Below are 24,157 nucleotides of genomic sequence, written 5' to 3'. Positions count from 1 at the left end.
CTCAGCCCGAGGCCCGCTCGAAGAGCACGAAAGAGGCGTTGCGCGCCTTCTCCACGTAATCCTCCGCGAGGATCTCCTGCATGCGCGGGTCGCCGACCGAGGAGGTGAGGATCCACTGCGGCTGCTCCGCCCGCACGTAGCCGAGCGCCTCGTCCAGCACGCGCTCGTCCGCGCTGCCCCACCACTCCTGCATCGTGAAGTACCGCTGCACGGGCAGCGTGTCGGCCATGAGGAAGTACTTCGGGTTCACGTTCCACGCGTAGACGGCGTCGCGGTCGGCCTCGGGGACGCCGTCGAGGATGTCGGCCACGGCGGCCGCGTACGCCGGCTCCTGCGACCGCTCCCGCGCGATCTGCTCGCGCCCGACGTTCACGGCCACCAGCGGCAGCGCGACGGCGAGCGTCGCCGCCAGCACGTGCACCTGCAGTCGGCGGGTGACGGCCTGCAGCGCGAGCGCGGCGCCGACGGCCACCCCGGGCACCGCGACCTGGAGGTAGTGGAAGTACCCGGTCGACGACATGAGCAGCGCGAGCGCCGTGGCGGCCGCGAGACACCATCCGAGCAGGAGGAAGCTCCCGCGACGCCGGTGCTGCGCATCCACGACGCCGCCGATGAGGGGCGCGACGATCCCCGCGAGGGCGACGTAGGCGTAGCCGTTCGCGAACAGCCGCTCGGCGGACACCGAGTCGTTGCGGGCGTAGCGGAGGTTGAAGAGGAACGTGGCGTCGAGCATCGGCGCGAGGGCGCCCGCCAGTGCGAACCCGGCCACGATGGCCGCCGTGACGGCGAAGAACCCTCCGATCGAGAACAGCAGCGGCCGCAGGAAGGGGCGCCGCGCCACCAGCATCCACACGAAGCACGCCACGAACGCCGCGAAGATCGGCAGCGCGTTGTTGATGCGGATGAACACGACCGCGGCGAAAGCGGCGCCGGCGACGCCGAAGAGCCACGGCGAGGAACGTCGTCCCGTCACCCACTCGCGCGTGAGGATGACCAGCGCGAGCACGATGAACGGCATCGAGAACTCCTCGCTGAGGTTCCCGTGCTCGTACGCGGGTGCGAGGTAGCCGAGGGTGCACGCCAGCACGGCGATCGAGAGCAGCGGACCGACGAATCGGCGGGCGAACGCCGTGATCATCGACAGCGAGGCGTACAGGAGCAGCACCTGGATGACGAACAGCCCCATGCGGCCGGGGATGAGCAGCTGCGCGAGCCACTGGAACAGGAAGAGCACCGGGCCCTTGTGATCCCAGATGTCGAGGTACAGCACCTCTCCCTGGGCCATCGCGGTGCCGATCACCCGGAACAGCGCGCTGTCGCCGCCGTACCACGGCCCGAGCGGACTCGTGGTCCCCGACAGCAGCAGCACGAACAGCCCGGCGACGACGAGGAGGGCGGCCTCGCGCGCGATGCGCGCGTACCTCACGTGCGTCCCCCGCTGGAACGGTCGCGGAACACGACGGCGCTGTACAGCAGGTAGTTCCACGTCAGCGAGGCCACCGTGGCGACGCCCTTGGCGATGAGCAGCGCGGCGGTCGACGGCAGCTGATCGCCGATGAGGGCGAGCATGGCCTGGATGATGACGGGCTGCAGCACCCAGAGTCCGATGAGCGTGACCGCGAGGAAGCGCACGGCCTGCCCCACCACGCCGGCACCGGCGCGGAACGTGTAGGCGCGGTTCAGCAGGAAGCTGAAGCACAGCGCCACGGCGGTGGAGATCATGTTCGCGATGATCACTGGAACGCCCCACGCGGTGAGCAGGAGGAAGAGCGCGATGTCCAGGAGCGTGTTCGCTACGCCCACCACGAGGAAGCGCAGCGGGCGTCCCGCCCGGCTATCCCGCTCGGCCACGTCGATGCTCCTGGACGATGTAGACCGGACGGCGCTTCGTCTCGGTGAAGATCCGGCCGATGTACTCCCCGATGATGCCGAGGGAGATGAGCTGCACGCCGCCCAGGAAGAGGATGACGGCCAGCGTCGAGGGGTAGCCGGCCAGATCGATCCCGAAGAGGAGCGTGCGGACGATGATCACGACCAGATAGATGAAGGCCGCCAGCGACACCAGCAGGCCGAGGAAGGTGGAGATCCGCAGCGGGGCGGTGGTGAACGAGGTGATGCCGTCGATCGCGAGGTTGGCCAGGCCGGGGTAGTCCCACTTCGACCGTCCGCCGGCGCGCGGCGCCCGGTCGAACAGGATCTCCTTCTTGCGGAAGCCGACCCAGCTGTAGAGGCCCTTCGTGTAGCGCTCGCCCTCGCGGAGCGAGATCAGCGCATCGATGCAGCGCCGGTCCAGGAGCCGGAAGTCGCCGGTGTCGGACTGGATCTTGATGCGGGTGGTGCGCTGCAGCAGGCGGTAGTACCAGCGCGAGGTGGTGCGCTTGAGCATCGTCTCGCCGGCGCGGCTCCGCCGCCGGGCGTAGACGTCGTCGTAGCCCTCCTCCCACGCCGCGAGCATCTCGGCGATGAGCCCGGGCGGGTCCTGCAGGTCGACGTCGATCAGGATGACGGCGTCGGTGGTCACCGCATCGAGCCCGGCGAGCATGGCGCTCTCCTTGCCGAAGTTGCGGCTCAGGCGGATGAGCGAGATGCGCGGGTCGGCGCCCGCCAGGGCCACGATCCTGTCGGCTGTCGCGTCGTCGCTGCCGTCGTCGACGAAGAGGATCTCGAACGCGTAGGCGGGGAGCCCGGCGAGCACTCCGTCCAGGACGCCGTAGAACTGGTCGAGGACGTCCTGCTCGTTGAACACGGGGACGAGGATCGTCACGGTGCGGCGGCTGTCCGCTGCCGCGTCCGAGGATCCCGTCGCTTCGGGCGCGCTCATGGCGTGACGGAGGTCCCCTGCTTCGCGGAGTCCAGCGCCGCTTCCACGACGGCCAGGGTGCGAAGTCCCTGCTCCATCGTGACGACGTCGCTGGGCTTGCCGAGCACGGCGTCGCGGAAGGCCTCGTGCTCCACGCGCAGCGGCTCGCGCTTGGCGAACGCGTAGCGGGTGACGTCGCCCTCGGAGACGCCCCGGAACGCCGTCACGGACTCCCACTCCAGCGGGATCGTGCCGTTGGCGTAGAAGGTGAGGTCGCCGGTCGCGGTGTCGGCGACGAAGGCGCCCTTCTCCCCCGTGACCACGGTGACGCGCTCCTTCATCGGGCTGAGCCAGTTCACCAGATGGTTCACGATCACCCCCGACTCCAGTCGTCCCGCGATCGCGATCATGTCCTCGTGCTGCCGCCCGCTCTTGAACGTCGTCTGCGCGAACACCGTGGCGTACTCGCTCTGCGCGACCCACGCGGTGAGGTCGACGTCGTGGGAGGCGAGGTCCTTGGCCACCCCGACATCGGCGATGCGGGACGGGAACGGACCCTGCCGGCGGGTCTGGATCTGGTAGACCGCGCCCAGCTCGCCGGCGGCCAGGCGGCGGCGCAGCTCCTGCAGCGCGGGGTTGAAGCGCTCGATGTGCCCGACCGCTCCGACGAGGCCCGCCGCCGCGAACGCGTCGGTCATCCGGCGCCCGGCGTCCACCGACTCGGCGATCGGCTTCTCGACGAGGCAGTGCACGCCGGCCGCGGCCAGCTTGAGCGCCGCGTCCTCGTGGTAGCGGGTGGGCACGGCGACCACCGCGAGGTCCAGTCCCCGGGCGATGAGGGACTCGATGTCGGGAAGCACCTCCAGGTCGCCGGCGACACCGTGCGGGTCTCCCGCCGGGTCGGCGATGGCGACGAGCTCGACGCCGTCGAGGTCGCGCAGCACGCGGGCGTGGTGGCGCCCCATCATGCCGATCCCGAGAAGTCCGGCTCGCAGCGCGGCCATCAGGAGCCGGCCCCGGCGACCGCGTCGACGGCGGTCACGATGCGATCCAGGTCCGCCGCCGACAGCGAGGGGTGCACCGGCAGCGACACGACCTCGCCCGCGGCCCGCTCGGTCTCGGGCAGGTCCAGGCCCGGGGCGAACGGGGCCAGCGACGGCAGCCGGTGGTTGGGGATCGGGTAGTACACGCCGCTGCCGACCTGGTGCTCCTCGCGCAGCGCGCGCACGAACCCGTCGCGGTCCTCCGGGACCCGGACGGTGTACTGGTGGTACACGTGGACGGCGCCGTCGGCGACCGCGGGAACCACCACGCCGCGCAGGTTCGCGTCGAGGAAGGCGGCGTTCTGCCGGCGCGTGCGCGTCCACGCGTCGACCTTCGTCAGCTGGACCCGGCCGATCGCGGCGTGGATGTCGGTCATCCGCGCGTTGAAGCCGATGACCTCGTTCTCGTACTGCCGCTCCATGCCCTGGTTGCGCAGCAGTCGCACGCCGCGCGCGATCTCCTCCGTCGCCGTGGACACCATGCCGCCCTCGCCGCTGGTCATGTTCTTCGTCGGGTACAGCGAGAACATCGCGAACACGCCGAACGCGCCCACCGGGGTGCCGTCCAGCGAGGCGCCGTGCGCCTGCGCGGCGTCCTCGTAGAGGGCCACGCCGTGCTTCTCGGCGATCGCCGACAGCTCGCGCATGCGCGCGGGATGCCCGTAGAGATGCACCGGCAGGATGCCGCGGGTGCGGGGCGTGATCGCAGCGGCGACCGCGGCGGGGTCGAGGGTGAACGTCTCGGGCTCGATGTCGGCGAACACCGGCGTCGCGCCGGTCAGCGCGACCGAGTTGCCGGTCGCGGCGAACGTGAACGACGGCACGATCACCTCGTCGCCGGGGCCGACGCCCGCTGCCAGCAGGCCCAGGTGCAGCCCCGAGGTCCCCGAGTTCACCGCCACCACCGGCCTGCCCTGCACGAAGTGCGCCGAGAACTCGCTCTCGAACGCCGCCACCTCCGGCCCTTGCGCGACCATGCCGCTGCGCAGCACACGATCGACCGCCTCGCGCTCCTCGTCGCCGATGATGGGCTTGGCGGGGGGGATGAACTCGCTCACGCGGTCTCCTCGGTCAGTGTTCCGTCGATCTCGATGAATCGGGCGCCCGTGCGCGGGCACACCCAGTGCTCCCCCTCGGCGCGGGTCAGCGGGACCCCCGCGGGCCCGACCCAGCCGATGCGGCGAGCGGGCACGCCCGCGACCAGCGCGTAGGCGGGGACGTCCTTGACGACGACCGCGCCGGCCGCGACCGTCGCCCAGGCGCCGATGGTCACCGGCGCGACGCACGTCGCGCGAGCCCCGATCGACGCTCCCCGCTCGATGGTCACCCCCACCGGCTCCCAGTCCGCGGCGCTCTTCTGCGAGCCGTCGGCGTTGATGGCGCGCGGGTACGTGTCGTTCGTGAGCACCACCGCCGGGCCGATGAAGACGCCGTCGGCCAGCCGAGCAGGCTCGTACACCAGGGCGTAGTTCTGCACCTTGCAGTCGTCGCCCATCTGCACTCCCGTGCCGACGTAGGCGCCGCGGCCGATGATGCAGCGTCGCCCGATCACGGCGCGCTCGCGCACCTGGGCGAGGTGCCAGACCGACGTCCCGTCGCCGATGACCGCATCAGGAGAGACGTCGGCCGAGTCCATGACGCGCACGGCGGAAGGATCTGTCACGGTAGGGGCTCCTTGCACAGGGCGATAGGGCCGTCCGCTGTGCGGTGCCAGTCTATCCGCCACGCCGGCGTGGTCCCCGCAGGGCGCCGAGGACCGCGGCAGCCGCCCGCTCGCCGACGGCGCGCAGCGAGACGGTGTCGGCGGCCCATGCGGATCTGCGGGCCCGCAGCCGCTCGGTCTCCCCCGCGCGATCCGCCTCGAGCAGGCGGCGCATCGCCTGCGCGACGGCGACGGCGTCGAACGGCACGGTCTCGCCCAGCCCGGCGTCGCGGACGACCGCGGCGCCGGTCTCGGGGCCCGCGAACAGGACGGGCGTGCCCGCCGCCGCGGCGGCATACGTCTTGGTCGGGCGCGCGAAGTCGTAGCCGATCCCGGGCACGATGCTCACGAGCGCGCCGACGGCGCCGCTGATCCACCTCGCCGCGACGGCGGGCGGCACCCAGCCCGTCATCATGACCCGGCCGGGAAGCAGTCGCTCGGCGCTCTCGCGCACCGCCGCCTCGGACGCGCCCTGGCCGAAGAACCGCAGGTCGACGGAGCGGCCCTCGTCGCCGAGCAGGGCCAGCGCCTCGACGAAGAGCTCGGGGCGCTGCCATTCGGACATCGTCCCGGTGTAGACGAAGTACGGCCGCTCCGCCGGCATGGGCTCGACGCCGTGGCCGAAGACGTCGACATCGATGCCGTTCCCGACCTCCGCGACCCGTTCGACCCTCGCGCCGAGAGCCGCGAAGCGCCCGATGATCTCGGGGGACACCGCGATGAGCAGGTCCGCGCGACGCACGACGAGCGACTCGACGGCGCGCATGATGCGGACGAGCAGTCCGGAGGCGCCCATCGCGATCATGCCGTCGGTCCACACGTCGCCGGGGTAGTAGACGAACCGGCTCCGCGTCAAGCGGGCGGCCAGCAGGGTGACCAGGCCGGTCGTCGGCGGGGCCTCGGCCACCATGACGTCGGCACGCCCCCGCAGGAGCAGCCGGACGAAGAGGGGGATGTCGAAGCTCAGATACTGCAGGTACCCGCGGATGGCGCCGCTGCGATCCCGCAGCACCGGGGCCCGCGACACCCGGATCGGGCCGGTGCCGGGCTCGTCGGGAGATCCCGCCGGAGGACGCGTGGTGAGGACGGTGACGTCGTGATCGCGACCGAGCGCACGGGCGACGGCGGCGATGCGGAACGCCGCGGCCCCGGCCTCGGGCTCGTACAGCCTGCTGGCGATCACGATTCGCGCTCGTGCGTCGGGTCCGTGCACGGCGGGACTCCTCGGGATGACGCGACGGCGGCCGGTTCAGCCTAGCGTGCTCTGTCACAATGGATGGATGAGCAGCACGCCGGCGGATCGCGCGCGCCCCGGCGACCCCGGCGCCTGGGTGGTCATCCCGCTGTACAACGAGGCATCCGTCATCGGCGAGGTCATCGCGCAGCTGCGGCAGCGGTTCGCCCACGTCGTGTGCGTGGACGACGGCTCGTCCGACGAGTCTGCGGCCGTCGCCGCCGCGGCCGGCGCGACGATGGTGCGGCATCCGATCAACCTCGGTCAGGGCGCGGCCCTGCAGACCGGGATCGAGTTCGCCCTGGCCCACCCGTCGTGCGAGTTCATCGTGACCTTCGACGCGGATGGTCAGCATCGCGTCGAGGACGCGGTGGCGATGGTGGCGCTGGCTCGTCGCGAGGATCTCGCGATCGTCTTCGGCTCGCGCTTCCTCGACGACCGCACCCGGCCGGGGGCTCTCAAGAAGGCGGTGCTGAAGACCGCCGTGTGGGTCACCAACATGACCACCGGCCTGACCCTGACCGACGCCCACAACGGACTGCGCGTCATCCGGCGCGACGCCGCCGCCGGAGTCCGGCTGTCGCAGGACCGCATGGCGCACGCCACCGAGATCGTGCTGCAGCTGGGCCGGACCGGCCTGCCCTGGCGCGAGTACCCCGTCGAGCTGCTCTACACCGACTACTCCCGCGCGAAGGGCCAGAGCCTGCTCAACTCCGTCAACATCCTCGTCGACCTGGTCGTGAGGTGACCCCCATGTGGATCCAGCTCCTCCTGATCGCCGCGATCGTGCTGCTCGCCGCGTTCGTGATGCGCCGGACCGGCTCCGACAGCCACCTCGCGATCCGCCGCATCCTCTTCGGGGTGTTCGTCATCGCCGCGATCCTGGCCGTGCTGTTCCCGCAGTGGCTCACCTGGCTCGCGAACCTCGTCGGCGTCGGCCGCGGAACCGACCTGCTGCTGTACGCGCTCGTCCTGGTCTTCCTGGTGTTCGTGTGGACGCAGTACCGGCGCAACATCGCGCTTCAGCGCCAGCTGACGCTGCTGGCGCGCAAGGTCGCCCTGCTCGAGGCCGGCGCCGAGAAGGAAGCACCGGCTCCGGATGCCGCCTCCGACGGCACCCCGCACGAGGCCCAGCGCGATTAGCAGCCGGTGACGCGGTACAGCGTCGCGTCGCCCTCCTCGGCGATCGCGGTCAGCACCGGCGAGCGATCGAGGTCGTGCAGCCCCGTGTACAGCTCCCCGTACTTCGGGAAGATCACGCGATCGCCGAAGTCGAGGGCGTACTCCACCCCCAGCCGCTCCACCGCCGCGCACACCTCCGGCCCGCCCTCGCGCAGCCGGGTGCCCAGCAGTGCCGCATCGGGGCCGTAGACGCCCTTGATGTGCGGGAAGACCGTGCGGCGACCGGTGTAGGCGTACACCAGGCCCGCGCCCGTGAGCGGGTCGCCGATGACGACCGCGCCGGCCGGGAGGGTCTCCGACGCCTCCTCGAGCAGATCCGCCTCGTCGGGGCTCAGCCCCTGCGACTGCTCGGAGGCGAGGAAGCTCAGCTCGCGCATCGCCAGCACCTCGTGGCGGGGAGCCAGGAGCGTGGGCGCGGCGACGAGCAGCGCCACCAGCGCGACCGCGCCGATGCGCACCACCGAGGCACGGCGGGGCAGGGTGCGCCACCAGGTCAGGCACCGTGAGACCACGGCATCCGCTCCCCTGGCGGCCAGCGGCAGGGCCGCCACGGCGAGCACGGCGCCTACGCGCACCACGTCGTCGTACCAGAGGCCGACGATCGAGGATCGCAGCCACAGCACCGGCAGCCAAGCGGCGACGACGAAGAGGCCCGCGGCGATCAGCTGTGCGCCGACGAGCCAGCGGCCGCTCCTCGTGCGGAAAGCGGTCACGGCGCCGATGATCGACAGCAGGGCGACCAGCAGGCTCGCCGGCCTGCCGACCGGACCCAGCGCCACGGCCTCGCCGAGCGCCTGCGCGAGCGACTCGTACGGCATCCACTCGTTCGTCGTGACGTTGAGCGACGGCCAGATGCCGATCAGCAGCAGCGCCCCGAACGCCACGGCGGCCGTCCCGCCGACCCTCGCCGCGCGCGTCGTGCCCGCCGTCCGCCAGGCGACCGCCACCCGGCCCGCGGCGAACGGCAGCACGAGTGCCAGTGCCGTCAGCAGCGACGACGGATGCGCGACGGCCGTTGCACCGGCCGCACCGATCAGGGCCACGATGACGAGGATCCGCTGCCACAGCGGCCGGGCGCCGCGACGGGCGCTCAGAACGGCGAGCCCCAGCACGACGGGCACGAGCGCGTTCCCGAGCAGGTTCGGGTACAGCGCGCCCCAGTTGAGGAAGCCGAGCGGGTAGAGCGCGAACGCGAGGGTCAGCGGCGGCGCGGCGATGAGCGTGCGCTCCCGGTCGGGCCACACGCTCGCCGCGAGGAAGAGCACGGCGGCAGGCCACAGGACGCCGACGACCGCCAGGGTCATGACATTCGTCGCCGCGACCACGCCGCCCGCGACCGGGACGATCAGCGCCGTCACCGCGTGCCACAGCGTCGGGTAGAACGAGTGCGCCGCTCCCGGAGCGGCCATGGTCATGTCGACGGGGGACGCGGAGCCGTGGTCGAGCACGAACGCGACCGCGTTGAGATGGAACACGACGTCGAAGTGCTGGGCGGGATGCGTCGGCGAGGCCATGCCCCACGCGGCCGCGCCGATCCACAGCACCGCGCTGAGCGCCAGGCTCGAGAAGACCCAGACGGACGCGCGTCCCAGCGCGACGGGTCGCTCGGAGCGACGCAGCCACCGGATGAGCGCGACGGCGGCCGTGACGACGGCGGCGAGGGCGACGACCGCCAGCGGCGACCAGTGCACTCCGGCCGGCGGCGCCAGAAGGGCCGCCACCGCGACCGTCGCCAGCGAGATCGCTGCGGCGCCGCCGGGCAGCAGGGCGCCGCGGAGGCCGATCAGCCAGGCGGCGGGCGCTCCGGGCAGCAGCAGGAGCGCCGCGGCGGCCAGCAGGGCCGGCGCCTGTGCGATCCAGTCGGCCACGTCAGCCCTCGACCCGCGCGATGGCCCCTTCGACAGGGCCGTCGTACACGACGTTGCCCTTGTCGATCACGATGCCGCGGGTGCACAGCTCCCGCACCATCTCCATGTCGTGGCTGACGACGACGAGGGTCTTGTCGGCGGCGATGAGCTCCTGGAACTTGAGCCGGCACTTCTCACGGAACGGCGCGTCGCCGACCGAGAGGATCTCGTCGACCAGGAGCACGTCCAGCTCGACGTGGATCGCGACCGAGAAGGCCAGCCGCATGAACATGCCCGAGGAGTAGTGCTTCACCTCCTGGTCGATGAAGGGCTCGATCTCGCTGAAGGCGACGATCTCGTCGTACCGCTCTTCGATCTCTCGCCGTGCCATGCCGAGGATCGCCGCGTTGAGGAAGACGTTCTCGCGGCCCGACAGCTCGGGGTGGAATCCGGCGCCCACCTCGATGAGTCCGGCCACCCGGCCGCGCGTGAGCACCTCGCCGCCGTCGGGCTGCATGACGCCGGAGATCAGCTTGAGGAGCGTCGACTTGCCCGACCCGTTGAGGCCGAGGATGGCCACGGACTCGCCCTCGTTGATGACGACGTCGACGCCCTTGAGCGCTTCGAAGGTGCTCGTGAGCCGGCGGCCGCGGATCCACGAGACGACGGTGTCCTTGAGGGAGTACGCGTGGTTGAGGGTGAACTTCTTGTGCACGCCGTCGACGATGATCGACGGCCGCGGCGTGGTGAGGGTGCGATCGGTCATAGGTCCTGAGCGAACCTTCCCTCGAGCCGGCGGAACACCGACTGCCCGATGATCAGGACGGTGACGGAGATGAGGAAGGTCCACAGCGTGTTGATGGCGAGGTCGGGCGGCAGCGGCAGGGTCGTCGTCGTGACGGGATTCCAGAACGCGAAGTGGAAGAGCTCCACCGCCTGCGTGATCGGGTTGAGGAGATAGAGCTCGAGGATCCAGTCCGGCCACCCGAGCGTCTGGAGCGCGTCGCGCACCATCGTCCAGGAGTAGAGCACCGGCGACGCCCACGTGGCCAGCAGCAGCAGCAGCTCGACGATGTTCTCGGCATCCCGGTAGCGCACGTTGACGGATCCGAACAGCAGCCCCAGCCCCAGCGCGAAGACCAACACGATCGCGACGCCCGCCAGGATCGCGAGCACGGACACCACCGAGATGTTGACGATCCAGCCGAGGAACAGGCACACCACCAGCAGCAGACCGACCTGCGGCAGGAAATGCACGAACGCCACGATCACCGCGGAGACGGCGAAGAGCTGTCGCGGCAGGTAGACCTTGCGCACGAGGGGCGCGTTGCCGACGATGGACGTCGTCGCGTTCTTGTACGCCTCGGAGAAGAGGTTGATGACGACGATCCCCGAGAAGAGGTAGATCGCGTAGTTGGGGATGCCGCGCTCGAGGCTCAGGAAGAGACCGAGGACGACCCAGAAGACGAGGAACTGCGCGGCCGGCCGCACGTACGACCACGTCCACCCGAGCACCGAGTTGCGGTACCGCGTCGTGACGCCCGTGCGGACGAGCAGGCGCAGCAGATAGTGCCAGCGGAAGACGTCCAGGAGCCCGCCGCTGCGACCGGGGACGTCGAACTGCGCACGGGGCACGTGCGCGAAGAGATCTCGGGTATCGGACACGGTCCCACTCACTAGGCTGGTCGCCGCGTTCGCGTCGCGGGCTCGTCCCATTCTATGCGCGGGTCGGAGGCGACCCTGAGCGTCGGCCCTGCTCAGCAGCGCAGGGCGCGTGCCACCGAATCCGTGAGCGCGCCGGGGCCGCCGATCAGTCGCACCGCCTTCACTCCGTGGGCGATGAGCCAGTTCTTGGCGGCACCGGTCATGCACGAGGTCGGCTGCGAGAACAGCGGCACCTTGGTGCGCCCCGCCAGCACGGCGCCGGCCAGCGAGTCGGGGAAGTCGACGCCGGTGGCCAGCAGCGCGCTTCCCACCGCGGCGGGATAGGCCGCCGCGTTGATCAGCTGGCTCGTCTGGTAGCGGTCGGTCCCCCCGTAGCGGGTCACGCCGATGCCCGCGCCACCGAACGAGGCCGCCACGCCGGCGCTCACCGCACCGGTGCCGCCCGCGATCACCGCGGAGGTCGTGCCGAGCTGCTTGAGCGCCGCCAGCGTTGCCGGATCGGCGGCGGCTGCCGAACCCTCCACCAGGACCACGGCCGCGCCCTTGGCGCCGGCGACCGCGGAGGCGGCGAGCGCGTCCGCGAATCCCGCGCCGGTGGCGATGTAGGTGCTCGCCGACGTGCCGAAGACCTTCGTTGCCAGCAGCCGGCTGGTCTCGTAGCGATCGGCGCCGCCGATGCGCTGGCGGGCCGCCGCAGGGAGCAGCGCAGCCACCTCGGCCTCGACGGCGGCGCTCACGGCGCCGACGCCGCCCACGATGACGACCTGCTTCGGGGCGAGCCGGCTCAGCTCCGCCTTCACCGAGGCGGGAAGGGAGCCGGGGCTCGTGAGGAGCAGCGCGCCACCGGACTTCACGGCGGCCGGGGCGGCCGCGAGCGCGTCGGGGAAGTCGAAGCCGGACGCGAGGTAGACCGTCGCAGCGCCGGTCGGATACGTGGTCTTCGAGACCTCGACGGCGGTCTCGTACCGGGTGGCCCCCGACGTCCGGCTCGTCGACCATGGCAGGGGCGCCGCCGGGCTCAGGTAGCTCCCGTGCACCCAGTACCGGGCTCCGTCGATGCGGATCCGCGCCCATTCGCCGAAGGTCGCGGTCCTGGTCACGGCGGTGCCCTGCGAGAGCGACCGTACGACGGGCTCGCACGAGGTCGACGGAGCGGAGCGGGCGTTGAGGGCGGCGACGTTCACGACGAACTCCGCCTCACCCGGCGTCAGCGAGGACTCCGCCGGCTGGGCGCACGCGTTCACCGGCACCTGGGTCGAGCCGAACCAGTCGGTGAAGTAGTTGACGAAGTTGCGGTTGCCGTAGCTGGAGCATCCGTCCCCCGTGCCGTAGCCCGCGCGCAGCGCTGCGGCGTTGGGCTGATACGGGGTGTAGTAGTACAGGTTGGCGGTGGCCTGGTTCTGCACGTAGACCGGCGACGAGCCGCACGCGGCGTTCGGGTGCCAGCGCACGTTCCACGTCTTGCCCGGCGCGTACCACGTGAAGTACTGGCTGGTCCCGGGCGGGTTGGCGTAGCGCTTGAGCTGCCATGCCGCCCCGAAGACCTGGTTGAAGAAGCCGTAATACCGCGTGTCGCACGCCGCGGTGTCGGGGCATCCCTGTCCCATGGCGATCGTGTACCGCCAGTCGCTGGGCCAGGTGTGCGTGACGAGGCCCTGCTCCTTCTGGATGGTGACGAGGATCACCTGCGGGTTGATGCCGCACGCCTGGGCCACCTTGTAGATGATCCGCGATGCGCGTTCGCGGACGCCGCCCTGGTACGCGCCGCACATGGCGTCCGCGGAGGTGGTGCGCGAGGTGTCGTACCAGTCCCGGAGGCACGTGTAGCCCGCCTTGCAGCTCGGCACCTTCTGCTCGAGGAAGGCCTGGATCTGCGCCTCCGTCATCGCGTCCTTGTAGAAGAAGACGGCGTCGCTGACGATGTTGCCCGGCTGGAACGAGCTCAGATCGGCGGCGGCCACGATGCCGGATTCGCGGGCCTGGGGCCCGGCTGCCGCGGCGGCGGAGGTCGCTCCGGTGAGGCCTGAGATCAGCATCACCGTCACGGCCAGCATCCCGATGATCGTCGATCTCGACACGCGCACGCGCCTTCTGATAGCCCCCGCCATGTGACCAGTGTGACCGATGGGACGGATGAGTACAACACGAGACCGAAAAGCGGCGCATCGACACGTCGCTTTCGGAAGACTCGAAGGCTGTCTACAGCTCGGCGTGGAGGAGCCACACCTTGTCGGCCGCCTCGCGCCACGAGAAGGCGCGGCCGCGATCACCGGCCAGCACGCCGAGCCGCTCGGCCTGTGCCGTGGACGCGAGCGCCGACGCGAGCGCCGCACCGAGGCCGTCGGACAGCTCGGAGGCGCCGGTCGCCGAGACGAGCACTCCCCCGTCGAGCACGACCTCGTCGTGCACGGCAGAGGCCGCGGCGATCACCGGGACGCCGAGCCGCAGCGCGTCGACTACGCGCCAGGGGAACGCGGCCCGTCGCGACGGCGCGACGAGCGCGACCGCCCCGCCGAACACGGCGGCGCGGTCGGCGGGATCGAGCGCGCCCCGCACATGCACGGCGCGCTCGGGCACGCCCGCGGCGGAGGCGATGTCGGCGACCGCCGGCTCGTCCCCCTCTTCGACGTCGATGACCACGACGGGGAGGTCGATGCCGGATGCCGCCACCGCTGCCAGCGCCGTGGCGAGGTTCTCCGAAGGGGGCGGGCCTCCGGAGATCAGCACGAATCCTTCCGGCAGGTCGAGCCCCCGACGACGACCGACCTCGTCCGTCGGCACCGCGAATCGGGACGGGGCGGCGCCGGCGATGACCCGGACCCTGTTCGCCAGCGAAGGGGCGATCTCCAGCAGCCGCGTGGCGAGCGAGTGCGTCGGCACGACGACCGCGTCGGCGTGCTTGGCCGCGCGCTTGAGCATCGCCCGGTGCCACCCGACGACCGAGCGAGGCAGCTCGGACGACGCCTCCCACGGCCGCAGATCCCAGATCGTCACGACGGTCTGGTCGTGGTCGTGGACGCGGTCGTGCCGCACGAGGGGCGCGAACAGCGACGGCGCGTGGATCATGCCGCCGCCGAGGCCGCTGCCCACCCCGAGCTGCAGCGCACCGGCGAGCTCGCGACGCGGCAGCGCGCTGCGCCGGACGGCGGACAGCCCCGGAACCGCCGCGAACGCGTCGTCCGCGCCGCCCGCGGGGCCGATGCCCTCTACCTCGCACCCGTCGGGCGCGGCCACGACGAGAGCCCGCGCCAGCTCGAGCGATGCCTCGGCGAGCTGCGGCTCACTGGGCGCCACGAGCTGGTCCAGCATGACGCGAAGGGTCGCCACCACCGCTCAGCCCTCCGGCGTCTCGGTCGGCGGGTGCAGCGTCGTCCGGATCAGCTCGGCGATATAGGCGTAGTCGGGGTCGAACTCGTCGATCCCGCCGGCCGGCGTCAGCTCGAGCGTCTGCACGGGCTGCTCCTTGGCCTTCATCGCCAGGTCCACGAGCGTCGGGATGAGCGACTGCGGCAGATCGGTCTGCACGATGTCGGCACCCGCCGCGGCGACGTCCTGGAACCGGGTCAGCACCACCTGCGGGGTGAATTGCGCGAGGATCGCCGCCTGCAGCTCCCGCTGGCGCTCCATGCGGTCGAAGTCGCTCGTGGTGTAGCGGGAGCGGGCGTACCACTGCGCGGTGTCGCCGTCCATGCGCTGCGTGCCGGGTTCGATCCAGCCGATCGCCCACTCCTCGACCGGCTGGCCGGTGTACGACGGCCCGCCGCCCTTGGGCAGGCGCTCGGCGACGGTGATCTCGACGCCGCCGAGAGCGTCGACGAGGGACGCGAACCCGTGCATGTCGATGAACACGTAATAGGGGATCTCGATGCCGAGGATGCCTTCGGCGGCGTCCTTGGTGGCCTCGATGCCGGGGGCCGATCCGTTGGACTCGGCATCCGGATACAGCTCCGCGCCGTCCTGGCACACCTCGACCTCGGTGCGCAGCTGGTTGATGCCGCTCCCCCACCCGCACGACGGGTCGGAGAAGCCCTCGTGGCCGTCGGGATAGCGGTCCCGCATCGGTCCCTCCGAGAACGGGAAATGCGGCATGTCGCGTGGGATGCCGGTGATCGTGGTGGCCCCCGTCTGAGCGTTCACCGACACGACCGAGATGCTGTCGAACCGCATCGAGTCGCGGCCCTCGCCGCTGTCGGCGCCGAGCAGGAGGATGTTGTAGTACCCGTCCGACGGTGGCACGGTCGGACCGCTCGCCCCGAAGATCGTCGAGATCGTGCTGCGGGCGGTGCCGACCGCCGTGGATGCGTAGGCGGCGGTGCCGCTGGCGACGACGAGCAGCCCCACGGCCACGGTCGCGATCGCGAAGCGGGCGCCACGCCCGGTCCTGACCAGCCGCACGAGGCGCAGCGTGTCGATCGTGAGCACGATCCACAGCGCGGCGTAGGCGATGAGCACGCCCTGCGCGACGAGGAGCGGCAGCGGGCGGAGGAGTCCGAGCCAGTCCGGAAGCCACGCGCTGGTGACCAGGCTCAGCCCCGCGGTCGGCGCGAGCAGGGCGAACAGCACCCCCACCACCGCGAGCACCCACAGCACGAGCGTGGATGCGATCCCGAAGCGACCGAGCCGCCGGTTGCCCGCGAGCACCTGCGCCGAGCCCGGGATGAGGAAGTTGAGACCGACCAGCCACCACCCGCGCCGGGTCATGAGGGCGCGGGACGAGGTGTCGGGATACCGCAGCGGACGCTCGTTCACGACCGCGGCCGTCACCGCCCTGGCGCCCGTGCGCGGAGGACTGGCGATGCTCACAGCGACTCCCTGAGCCGCCGGTTCTTCTCCTCCACCTGGGATTCCAGGTCACGGGCGTAGGCCTCGACGCGATCCGCCACGGCATCGTCGGCGACTCCGAGGATGCGCGCGGCCAGGAGCCCGGCGTTCTTGGCGCCGTTGATCGAGACCGTGGCCACCGGGATTCCTGCGGGCATCTGGACGATGCTCAGCAGCGAGTCCATGCCGTCGAGCGTCGCGAGCTGGACCGGGACCCCGATCACGGGCAGCGCCGTCACCGACGCCAGCATGCCCGGCAGGTGGGCAGCGCCCCCCGCTCCCGCGATGATGACCCGCAGGCCGCGCGAGCGGGCGTCCCGCCCGTAGCGCATGAGCTTGTCGGGCGTGCGGTGCGCCGAGACGACCTCCACCTCGTGGGGGATCCCGAAGTCGGTGAGGGCCTGGGAGGCATCGCTCATGACCCGCCAGTCCGAGTCGGAACCCATGACGACGCCGACCAGCGGCGCCTCGGAGGAGTGAAGGGGCGCAGTCACTCGTCAAGGGTAGGGGGCGAGGCTGGAAGATCCCCGCAACGGCGCGGCCCCGTCGGCAAGCTCAGGAGCCGCTCGAGCGCTCAGTCGAGGAAGACGGATGCCGCGGCCCGCGCCTGGTACGCGACGTCGTCCAGGTCGTCGCCCACGACGGTGACGTGACCGACCTTGCGCCCGGGACGGGGCGCCTTGCCGTAGGTGTGCACCTTCGCCTGCGGGTGCTCTCCCATCGCCGCGGCGAACCGCGCGTCCAGAGCGTCCTGCGCCGGGCCGCCGAGGATGTTGACCATCATCGCCCACTCGGCCAGCGGATCGGTGTCGCCCAGCGGAAGGTCCAGCACCGCGCGCAGGTGCTGCTCGAACTGGCTTGTCACCGCGCCGTCCTGGCTCCAGTGCCCGCTGTTGTGCGGCCGCATCGCGAGCTCGTTGACGAGCAGTCGCTCGTCCGTGGTCTCGAAGAGCTCCACCGCCAGCATCCCGGTGACGCCCAGGCCCTCGGCGATGCCGACGCCGACCTGGGCCGCCACCTGCTGCAGCCGGTCCCCCGCGTGCGGGGCGGGCGCGATCACCTCGGCGCAGACGCCGTCGCGCTGGACCGTCTCGACCACCGGATACGCCCGGACGGCGCCCGACGGACGGCGGGCGACCTGCTGGGCGAGCTCGCGCGTGAACTCGACCAGCTCCTCCGCCAGCAGCGCGCCGCCCCGAGCGTCCTCCGCGAGCGTCGCGAACCAGTCCATAGCCTCCGTGCCCGCCGAGACGACGCGCACGCCCTTGCCGTCGTACCCGCCGCGCGGCGTCTTCACGACCGCCCGGCCGCCGTGGTCGTCGATGAAGGCCTGGAGCTCCTCAGCGGTCGTGACGGCCGCCCAGTCCGGCTGCGGCATCCCCAGCTCCTGCAGGCGTGCGCGCATCAGCAGCTTGTCCTGCGCGTACCGCAGCGCGTCGGGACCAGGGTGGACGGCGACGCCCTCGGCCACCAGCGCCGCCAGCACCTCCTGCGGCACGTGCTCGTGGTCGAAGGTGAGCACGTCGACGTCCCGGGCGAAGGCCAGCACCGTGGCGGCGTCGCGGTAGTCGCCGACGGCGGTCGCGGCGAGCGAGGCCGACATGCCCTCCTCCTCGGCGAGCACCCGCAGCTCGACCCCGAGCTCGACCGCCGGCGCGATCATCATGCGGGCCAGCTGCCCGCCCCCGACGACTCCGACTCGCAGCGCCATGCCATTCCCTCTCGACTGCAGACAGACCTCCTCCATCATCCCGCACCCGCGAGCGGGAGGCGGCGCGTCAGGAGGTCGGCGCGGGAGGCCGGGGCGGGACCGCGGGCGGCGGGCCCGGCGGAAGCGGCTGGGCGTCGCGATGCGCCAGGATCTGGTTGACCTCGACCTGGTCGACGAGCGCCTCGTGCACGAGCTCGACGCTCGGGATGTCGGCCAGGCGCAGGGGCTCGTCGACGCCGTTCGCGAGGGTGATCGTGCCGGCACCCCACAGGCGCTGCAGGACGCCCCGGCGCACCGTGAGCGTGTAGCCGCGCACGTGGGCGAGCTCCCGCTTCTTCACGCCGAAGGCGCCACGGCGCTCCATGACCCGCCGGGTCGTGATCGTGTAGACGTGGGCCCACCAGCCGAGGAACGGCAGGAGCACGAGGAGGAGGACGATGGCGGCGCCGGCACCCAGCAGCATCCAGTCCTCGAACGGGGCAGGGAGGTTGCCGTAAAGGTATCCGCAAGCTGCTGCGACGGCGATGAGCACCAGCGCGGACCAGAACAGCCTGCGGGCGTGGGGGCGGAAGCGCGCGACGAGCAGCTCCGGCGTGGGGGCGCCCGGGGCCGGGGTGAGCGGCCTGCCGCCGTAGCTCGTCGGCTGCGTCATGCTCCCATTGTGACCGGTGGCCGCGACACCGCGGCGCGCACCCGCCGGTTCGGCTCAGTCCGGTGCGGTCGACGGCCGGGTCCGGACGTGGACCACGTCGCCCGCCGAGACCACGCTCTCGTACTCGTCGTCCTGGACGATCACGAGCCGCCCGTCCGGGTCGATGCGGTGACCTCGCCCCCACAGCGTCTGGCCGTCGGGCAGCGACACGGCCACGTCGTGACCGAGGGTGCCGCACAGCGCCTCGACCTCGCCCTGCACCCCCGACGCCCCCGCATCCCCGCCCGCCGCGACGAGGGCCTTGAGCTGCTCGTCCAGCGCGCCGAGGTAGTCGGCGAGCAGGCGGTCCTCGTCGCACGTGAGGCCGTGCACGGCGAAGGATGTGGCCGTGGTCACCGGCAGGTCGGGGCGCGTCATCCGCGTGTTGACGCCCGCTCCGACCACGACGGCGTCCGGACGGCCGGGGACGACCTCGGCGAGGATGCCGCACACCTTCTGGCCGTCCAGGAGCACGTCGTTGGGCCACTTGAGGGTCGCGGTGTGGATGCTGCCGGTCAGCTGTGCGCCGATCGCCCGCGTCATCGCGGCGCCGGCGATGAGCGGGATCCAGCCGCGCGCGGCGACCGGCAGGCCGGTGACGTCCACGAGCACCGACACGGCCAGGGCGGTGCCCGGCGGCGTCACCCACGTGCGGTCCAGGCGACCGCGGCCCGCGCGCTGGTCGTTCGTCAGGAGGAGGGACAGGTGCGGCCAGTCCGCGGGCGCCTCCGCGACGTGGCGCAGCACATCCGCGTTGGTCGAGTCCGTCGACTCCACGACCTGGACGCGCGGGCTGATGGCGGCGGTGAGCGGGAACCCGTCGGACGAGAACGTCATGGTCCTCACGCTACGCCCATGAGGTCGCCCGCCCACCCCCTCCGGTGCTGCGCTATCGGTTCCTGAGGTCGGAGAACACCGTCCACAGCTGCCGATCGCCGTAGCGCAGCTGGTACCAGATGCGGTTCGCGTCGAGGACCTCCACCGGCGCGCCGGCCGGCAGCACGACGGTCATCGCCCCGCCCGGGGAGGTGCGCAGGGCGGTGGCGCGCACCGTCACCATCTGCTGGGCGGGGTACCACGCGGCGGTGCCGAACGGGCCGTTGAAGTACTCGTACACCGTGCGCGAGACGGCCCGCAGCGCGGCCTGCGGCGGGGCCTGGTCGCCGATGATCGAGAGGACGTACGTCGACTCCGTGCCCCACACCACACCGCTGTCGCCCTGCATGAGACCCGAGCTCACCCACAGCGAGCCGGGCTTGGTGGCCTGGCGCACGCCGGGCGGGATGCCCGAGGCGATGCGCGACCGCCAGATCTGGTCCGTCATGAGCCGCAGGAGATGGTCGGCGTACGGCCGCGTGAGGGCGTTGCCCGAGGCGAGCCGCTCGAGGATGTTGCTGAGGTCGTTGCTGGTGGTCCGGTTGCCCGCGTAGAGGACGCTGGTCCCCGGCGGCACGCTGCCGTACGAGGTCTGCGTCCAGCCGGAGGCCTGGATCATCCAGTTCAGGCGGCCGATCCCGATCCAGTGCACGATGTCGCTGTGGCAGCCGTTGTCGGAGGCGTGGATCATGACGTGGATGCAGGTCGAGAGGTCGACGCCCGACGACAGCCGCGTGCCCCACGACGCCTCGCCGCGCTCGATGAGCTGCAGGGCCGCCCAGGCGGCGTAGATCTTCATCATGCTCGCGGGCTCGCGGCGCACTCCGCCGCCGACGTCCGTCGTGACGCGGAGCCCGTCGAGCTGGTGCACCGAGACCGAGTAGGCGCCCGGGTACTGCGCGATGGTCGCGCGGATGGCCGAGCCGAGCTGCGACTGCCGCAGGTCCTTCTCGGCGCTGCACGAGCGGTTGACGAGCACCGCCGGCCCCAGCCACACCGGACCGCCCACGGCGGTCACCGCGGCGCCGGTCGCGGCGATGGCGGCCGCCACCGGGTCGGGGGTGCAGGGCTCGATCGCGTAGTACAGCGGCTGACGGCTCACCGCGGCGAGCGCGGCCGCCACCGCGAGGTCCGGGTTCGTGAACGAGTTCACGACGATCGCGCGGAGCACCGGCTCGGTGCGCTCGGCCGCCATCAGCACGGACTGCGCGTAGCGATCGGCACCGACCTTGCGGCTCACCGCGAAGCCGGCCGCACGCAGGGAGTCCTCGTGCGCTGCCCCGACGGTGCCGTAGCCGCCCACGATGACGATGCTCCCCGCGCCCGACGCCCGCAGCGCCTCGACGGTGGCCGCGTCGGCCGCGGCACCACCGTTCACCAGCAGCGCACCGCGGGACGTGGCGGCTGCCGCGACCGAGGCGAGCGCGGAGTCCACCAGCGAGAGGCCGCTCGAGACGTACACGGTGTCGACAGCCGATCCGATCCCGGCCAGCGCCAGGCGCGAGCTCTCGTACCGGTTCCCGCCGCCGTATCGGCTGACATCGGGGACGAGCTCTCGCAGCCGCGAGACGACGCCGTCGCCCACCACGAGCGCACCGCCGACGACGACGACGCGCTGCGGCCCCAGTCGCGCGATCTCGGCGGCCACGACCTCGGGCACCGCGTTCGGCTGGACGTACAGCAGCGGCGCCTCGAGGGCCGCGGCGAGGCCCGCGGCGATCATGCCGTCGGCCGGCGCAGCGCCCGAGGCGACGAGCACCGTCTGCGCGCCGCTCGGGAACGCGTTCGACGACGCCGCGACGCTCGTGGCGTACCGGTCGATCCCCGACACCCGCGCGGTGTTGGGGACGGCGACGGCGTCGGTCGCCGTCGCCTCCCGCGGCGAATCCTGCGGAACCGCCTCCTGGCGCTGCGCGCGCCGCTGCGGCGCCTCGTCCGTGGGCGGGGTGTCCCTGTCGGGCGCGAGCGGATTCGCCGACGGATCAGGGTCGGGCTGCGACCCGTCGTCGACGGGCTCGCCGGGCTCGACCTGCCCACCGCCCTCCTCCGGTGCCGCGGTGGGCTCAGGTGCCGCCGTGGTGTGGGGTGCCGCGGTGGGCTCAGGTGCCGCCGTGGGCTCCGGCCCGGCGGTGGCCACCGGCGTCGGTGCGGCGGCGGAGGTCGCCGTCGGGCTCGGCGACGGGGACGGCACGGACTGCGCACCCGACGGGCTCGCGGCGAGGACCATCACGACCGGCAGCGCGAACAGCATGGTTCGCGCCGTCCAGAACCCGAGCAGCTTTCGACGCGACGACATCGTGCCCCCGACGCTATCGGGCGGCGTCTGCGCCCTGCGGATCCGCCGCATGAGAAGAAGATGAGAGCGACCCCCGTGCCCGACGTCGCCCGCCGCCGGACGCGCGACGTCGTGAGGCGGGCCACAGCGGATGCCGCGACCCCTTGTGCGGACCCTCCAACGGATGCGCCGACCCCGCCGATAGGGTGGAATCCGTGACCGAGCAGCCCGACCTCTCGACGACCGCCGGCAAGATCGCCGACCTCCGCGCCCGCTTCCAGGAGGCCGTGCTCGATCCCGAGGAGGTCGCCAAGCAGAAGCAGCACGCGAAGGGCAAGGGCACCGCGCGGGAGCGCATCGACATGCTCCTCGACACCGGCAGCTTCGTCGAGCTCGACGAGTACGTCCGCCACCGCACCACCGCGTTCGGCATGGACCGGTCCCGCCCCTACGGCGACTCCGTCGTGTCGGGCGTCGGCACCATCCACGGTCGCACGGTGGCGGTGTACTCGCAGGACTTCTCGACCTTCGGCGGCTCGCTCGGCGAGGTCGCCGGCGAGAAGATCATCAAGGTGATGGAGTTCGCGCTGCGCTCCGGCATCCCGATCGTCGGAATCCTCGATTCGGGCGGCGCGCGCATCCAGGAGGGCGTCGTCGCCCTCGGCAAGTACGGCGAGATCTTCCGCCTCAACACCCAGGCGTCGGGCGTCATCCCGCAGATCTCGATCATCATGGGCCCGGCCGCCGGCGGTGCGGTCTACTCCCCCGCCCTCACCGATTTCGTCGTCATGGTCGACAAGACCAGCCAGATGTTCGTCACCGGCCCCGACGTCATCAAGACCGTGACCGGCGAGGACGTCGGCATGGAGGAGCTCGGCGGCGCGCACACGCACAACACCCGCTCGGGCGTCGCGCACTATCTCGCCGAGGACGAGGACGACGCGATCGACTACGTCCGCACCATGCTCGGCTTCCTCCCTGACAACAACATGGCCGAGCTGCCGGTCTACGAGACGGGATTCGAGTTCGAGACGACGGATGCCGATCGCGCGCTGAACGCGATCATCCCCGACTCGCCCAACCAGCCGTACGACATCCATCAGGTCATCCGCGGCATCGTCGACGCGGAGGACTTCCTCGAGGTGCAGCCTCTGTTCGCCCCGAACATCGTCATCGGCTTCGGCCGCATCGAGGGGCGCTCGGTGGGCATCATCGCCAACCAGCCGTCGCAGATGGCGGGGACCCTCAACATCGAGGCCGGCGAGAAGGCCAGCCGCTTCGTGCGCTTCTGCGACGCGTTCTCGATCCCGATCGTCACCCTCGTCGACGTGCCCGGCTACCTCCCCGGCACCGACCAGGAGTGGACGGGCGTCATCCGTCGCGGCGCGAAGCTGCTGTACGCGTACGCCGAGGCGACCGTGCCGCTGGTCACCGTGATCCTGCGCAAGGCGTACGGCGGCGCCTACATCGTGATGGGCTCCAAGCAGCTGGGCGCAGACATCAACCTGGCGTGGCCGACCGCCGAGATCGCCGTGATGGGCGGGCAGGGCGCGGTCAACATCCTGTATCGCGGCGAGATCAAGCGGGCCGAGGAGGCGGGCGAAGACGTCGCCGCCGTGCGCACGCGCCTGGCGAACGAGTACACCTACAACGTCGCCTCGCCGTTCCTCGCCGCCGAGCGCGGCGAGCTCGACGGCATCATCGAGCCCGCGGCCACCCGCGTGTCGGTCGCCAAGGCGCTGCGGGCCCTCCGCGGCAAGCGCGCGAGCCTGCCGCCCAAGAAGCACGGGAACATCCCGCTGTGAGCATCGCGGACGACGGGTCGCAGGCGGACCGCGTCACGATCGACGTCCTCCGCGGCACTGCCACGGAGGAGGAGCTCGCGGCGCTCATCGCCGTCGTCAGCGAGGCCTACGTCGGCGAGGCCGCGGAGGCCGTCGCCGACGACAGCGCCCGCCGCACCGCGTGGCAGCTGTCGCAGCGCGACCTTCGCCGCCCGCTGCGGCGCGATCTCGGCTGGGGACGCTTCGGCTGACCCCCGCGCGGGCATGGCCGTGTCCCCCGAAATACCTACAGACACCGGTCGCATCGCGTGGCGATACTGGATTCGCTGGAACGCTTTTGCGTTCGGCCGACCCGGATCCGTCATGCGGATACCCCGGGTCCGGCCACGCGGACGGTTTTCGGGTAACCGTCCGCCAGGCGAGGGGCGGGCGGCTTCGCCGCCCCTCGCCTCCTTCGATTTCGTTCCCCGTCCGGCGTCCCTCCCCCTGCTGGGCGGGGATCGTGTGCGCCGACAGACGCCGTCCG

General features: G+C 71.9%; 22 protein-coding genes. 4 read left to right on the top strand and 18 right to left on the bottom strand.

What is annotated here, in order from left to right; genetic code table 11:
- Position 1: 1 nt before the first annotated feature.
- From ACFRAL_RS10450 to ACFRAL_RS10420, 7 genes are all read right to left on the bottom strand, one after another.
- On the bottom strand, positions 2-1,426 hold the full coding sequence (locus tag ACFRAL_RS10450; RefSeq protein WP_378882484.1) for a hypothetical protein: 1,425 nt from the start codon (positions 1,424-1,426) through the stop codon (positions 2-4).
- Positions 1,423-1,851 (bottom strand): GtrA family protein, encoded by a 429-nt coding sequence (locus ACFRAL_RS10445; protein ID WP_336398447.1) that lies wholly within the window; start codon positions 1,849-1,851, stop codon positions 1,423-1,425. The genes ACFRAL_RS10450 and ACFRAL_RS10445 overlap by 4 nt, the downstream gene beginning before the upstream one ends.
- A complete protein-coding gene (locus ACFRAL_RS10440) occupies positions 1,835-2,821 on the bottom strand; it encodes a glycosyltransferase family 2 protein (protein ID WP_336398446.1) in 987 nt (328 codons plus the stop codon). Before ACFRAL_RS10440 ends, ACFRAL_RS10445 begins: the two co-directional genes overlap by 17 nt.
- Complete coding sequence (locus ACFRAL_RS10435) at positions 2,818-3,804, bottom strand: Gfo/Idh/MocA family oxidoreductase (protein WP_336398445.1); 987 nt, start codon at positions 3,802-3,804, stop codon at positions 2,818-2,820. Before ACFRAL_RS10435 ends, ACFRAL_RS10440 begins: the two co-directional genes overlap by 4 nt.
- Complete coding sequence (locus ACFRAL_RS10430; RefSeq protein WP_378882479.1) at positions 3,804-4,901, bottom strand: DegT/DnrJ/EryC1/StrS family aminotransferase; 1,098 nt, start codon at positions 4,899-4,901, stop codon at positions 3,804-3,806. The genes ACFRAL_RS10435 and ACFRAL_RS10430 overlap by 1 nt, the downstream gene beginning before the upstream one ends.
- Positions 4,898-5,479: an acyltransferase gene (locus ACFRAL_RS10425; RefSeq protein ID WP_378882814.1), complete on the bottom strand. Its 582-nt coding sequence runs from the start codon at positions 5,477-5,479 to the stop codon at positions 4,898-4,900. The genes ACFRAL_RS10430 and ACFRAL_RS10425 overlap by 4 nt, the downstream gene beginning before the upstream one ends.
- A 79-nt stretch (positions 5,480-5,558) precedes the next feature.
- The gene (locus ACFRAL_RS10420) at positions 5,559-6,758 is read right to left on the bottom strand and encodes a glycosyltransferase family 4 protein (protein ID WP_378882476.1); all 1,200 of its coding nucleotides are present in this window, start codon (positions 6,756-6,758) and stop codon (positions 5,559-5,561) included.
- Between the two features lie 67 nt (positions 6,759-6,825).
- Here ACFRAL_RS10420 and ACFRAL_RS10415 point away from each other — a divergent pair, with 67 nt between their 5' ends.
- The gene (locus ACFRAL_RS10415) at positions 6,826-7,527 is read left to right on the top strand and encodes a glycosyltransferase family 2 protein (protein ID WP_378882473.1); all 702 of its coding nucleotides are present in this window, start codon (positions 6,826-6,828) and stop codon (positions 7,525-7,527) included.
- Positions 7,528-7,532: 5 nt separating this feature from the next.
- Positions 7,533-7,922 (top strand): DUF2304 domain-containing protein, encoded by a 390-nt coding sequence (locus ACFRAL_RS10410; protein WP_378882470.1) that lies wholly within the window; start codon positions 7,533-7,535, stop codon positions 7,920-7,922.
- Here the strand turns inward: ACFRAL_RS10410 and ACFRAL_RS10405 are convergent.
- From ACFRAL_RS10405 to ACFRAL_RS10355, 11 genes are all read right to left on the bottom strand, one after another.
- Complete coding sequence (locus ACFRAL_RS10405) at positions 7,919-9,829, bottom strand: DUF6541 family protein (RefSeq protein WP_378882467.1); 1,911 nt, start codon at positions 9,827-9,829, stop codon at positions 7,919-7,921. The genes ACFRAL_RS10410 and ACFRAL_RS10405 overlap by 4 nt on opposite strands.
- A gap of 1 nt (position 9,830) precedes the next feature.
- Positions 9,831-10,574: an ABC transporter ATP-binding protein gene (locus ACFRAL_RS10400; protein ID WP_378882464.1), complete on the bottom strand. Its 744-nt coding sequence runs from the start codon at positions 10,572-10,574 to the stop codon at positions 9,831-9,833.
- Positions 10,571-11,473: an ABC transporter permease gene (locus ACFRAL_RS10395; protein WP_378882461.1), complete on the bottom strand. Its 903-nt coding sequence runs from the start codon at positions 11,471-11,473 to the stop codon at positions 10,571-10,573. The genes ACFRAL_RS10400 and ACFRAL_RS10395 overlap by 4 nt, the downstream gene beginning before the upstream one ends.
- 92 nt (positions 11,474-11,565) lie before the next feature.
- Entirely contained in the window at positions 11,566-13,551 is a 1,986-nt protein-coding gene (locus ACFRAL_RS10390; RefSeq protein ID WP_378882458.1) for a cell wall-binding repeat-containing protein, read from the bottom strand.
- A 121-nt stretch (positions 13,552-13,672) separates the two neighbouring features.
- Positions 13,673-14,803: a glycosyltransferase gene (locus ACFRAL_RS10385; RefSeq protein ID WP_378882455.1), complete on the bottom strand. Its 1,131-nt coding sequence runs from the start codon at positions 14,801-14,803 to the stop codon at positions 13,673-13,675.
- Between the two features lie 3 nt (positions 14,804-14,806).
- Positions 14,807-16,276, bottom strand: coding sequence for an LCP family protein (locus tag ACFRAL_RS10380; RefSeq protein WP_378882453.1), 1,470 nt, complete (start codon positions 16,274-16,276; stop codon positions 14,807-14,809).
- The gene (gene purE / locus ACFRAL_RS10375) at positions 16,273-16,740 is read right to left on the bottom strand and encodes a 5-(carboxyamino)imidazole ribonucleotide mutase (RefSeq protein WP_378882811.1); all 468 of its coding nucleotides are present in this window, start codon (positions 16,738-16,740) and stop codon (positions 16,273-16,275) included. The genes ACFRAL_RS10380 and purE overlap by 4 nt, the downstream gene beginning before the upstream one ends.
- Positions 16,741-16,868: 128 nt before the next feature.
- A complete protein-coding gene (locus ACFRAL_RS10370) occupies positions 16,869-18,005 on the bottom strand; it encodes a 5-(carboxyamino)imidazole ribonucleotide synthase (RefSeq protein ID WP_378882450.1) in 1,137 nt (378 codons plus the stop codon).
- A gap of 67 nt (positions 18,006-18,072) precedes the next feature.
- Complete coding sequence (locus ACFRAL_RS10365; RefSeq protein ID WP_336398433.1) at positions 18,073-18,657, bottom strand: PH domain-containing protein; 585 nt, start codon at positions 18,655-18,657, stop codon at positions 18,073-18,075.
- A gap of 54 nt (positions 18,658-18,711) precedes the next feature.
- A complete protein-coding gene (locus ACFRAL_RS10360) occupies positions 18,712-19,533 on the bottom strand; it encodes a biotin--[acetyl-CoA-carboxylase] ligase (protein ID WP_378882447.1) in 822 nt (273 codons plus the stop codon).
- 52 nt (positions 19,534-19,585) lie between these two features.
- Positions 19,586-21,868, bottom strand: coding sequence for a serine hydrolase (locus tag ACFRAL_RS10355; protein WP_378882444.1), 2,283 nt, complete (start codon positions 21,866-21,868; stop codon positions 19,586-19,588).
- Positions 21,869-22,062: 194 nt separating this feature from the next.
- Here ACFRAL_RS10355 and ACFRAL_RS10350 point away from each other — a divergent pair, with 194 nt between their 5' ends.
- Together ACFRAL_RS10350 and ACFRAL_RS10345 are read left to right on the top strand one after the other, a co-directional pair.
- Positions 22,063-23,652 (top strand): acyl-CoA carboxylase subunit beta, encoded by a 1,590-nt coding sequence (locus tag ACFRAL_RS10350; protein WP_378882441.1) that lies wholly within the window; start codon positions 22,063-22,065, stop codon positions 23,650-23,652.
- Positions 23,649-23,882 carry an acyl-CoA carboxylase subunit epsilon gene (locus ACFRAL_RS10345; protein WP_336398429.1) on the top strand — a complete coding sequence of 78 codons (234 nt, stop codon included), beginning with the start codon at positions 23,649-23,651 and terminating at the stop codon, positions 23,880-23,882. Before ACFRAL_RS10350 ends, ACFRAL_RS10345 begins: the two co-directional genes overlap by 4 nt.
- Positions 23,883-24,157: the final 275 nt, after the last annotated feature.

Origin of the sequence: Microbacterium sp. NPDC056736 (assembly GCF_042790415.1) — a bacterium.
Taxonomy (GTDB): Bacteria; Actinomycetota; Actinomycetes; order Actinomycetales; family Microbacteriaceae; genus Microbacterium.
The sequence above is the reverse complement of the archived record's forward strand: the minus strand, read 5'-3'. Positions and strand labels throughout refer to the sequence as shown.

Excerpts from the sequence above, each read along its gene's own strand:
- ACFRAL_RS10410 (WP_378882470.1), top strand. The coding sequence starts at position 7,533 with ATGTGGATCCAGCTCCTCCTGATCGCCGCGATCGTGCTGCTCGCCGCG.
- ACFRAL_RS10415 (WP_378882473.1), top strand. The coding sequence starts at position 6,826 with ATGAGCAGCACGCCGGCGGATCGCGCGCGCCCCGGCGACCCCGGCGCC.
- ACFRAL_RS10355 (WP_378882444.1), bottom strand. The coding sequence starts at position 21,868 with ATGTCGTCGCGTCGAAAGCTGCTCGGGTTCTGGACGGCGCGAACCATG.
- ACFRAL_RS10370 (WP_378882450.1), bottom strand. The coding sequence starts at position 18,005 with ATGGCGCTGCGAGTCGGAGTCGTCGGGGGCGGGCAGCTGGCCCGCATG.
- ACFRAL_RS10360 (WP_378882447.1), bottom strand. The coding sequence starts at position 19,533 with ATGACGTTCTCGTCCGACGGGTTCCCGCTCACCGCCGCCATCAGCCCG.
- ACFRAL_RS10400 (WP_378882464.1), bottom strand. The coding sequence starts at position 10,574 with ATGACCGATCGCACCCTCACCACGCCGCGGCCGTCGATCATCGTCGAC.
- ACFRAL_RS10365 (WP_336398433.1), bottom strand. The coding sequence starts at position 18,657 with ATGACGCAGCCGACGAGCTACGGCGGCAGGCCGCTCACCCCGGCCCCG.
- purE (WP_378882811.1), bottom strand. The coding sequence starts at position 16,740 with ATGGGTTCCGACTCGGACTGGCGGGTCATGAGCGATGCCTCCCAGGCC.
- ACFRAL_RS10440 (WP_336398446.1), bottom strand. The coding sequence starts at position 2,821 with ATGAGCGCGCCCGAAGCGACGGGATCCTCGGACGCGGCAGCGGACAGC.
- ACFRAL_RS10435 (WP_336398445.1), bottom strand. The coding sequence starts at position 3,804 with ATGGCCGCGCTGCGAGCCGGACTTCTCGGGATCGGCATGATGGGGCGC.
- ACFRAL_RS10425 (WP_378882814.1), bottom strand. The coding sequence starts at position 5,479 with ATGGACTCGGCCGACGTCTCTCCTGATGCGGTCATCGGCGACGGGACG.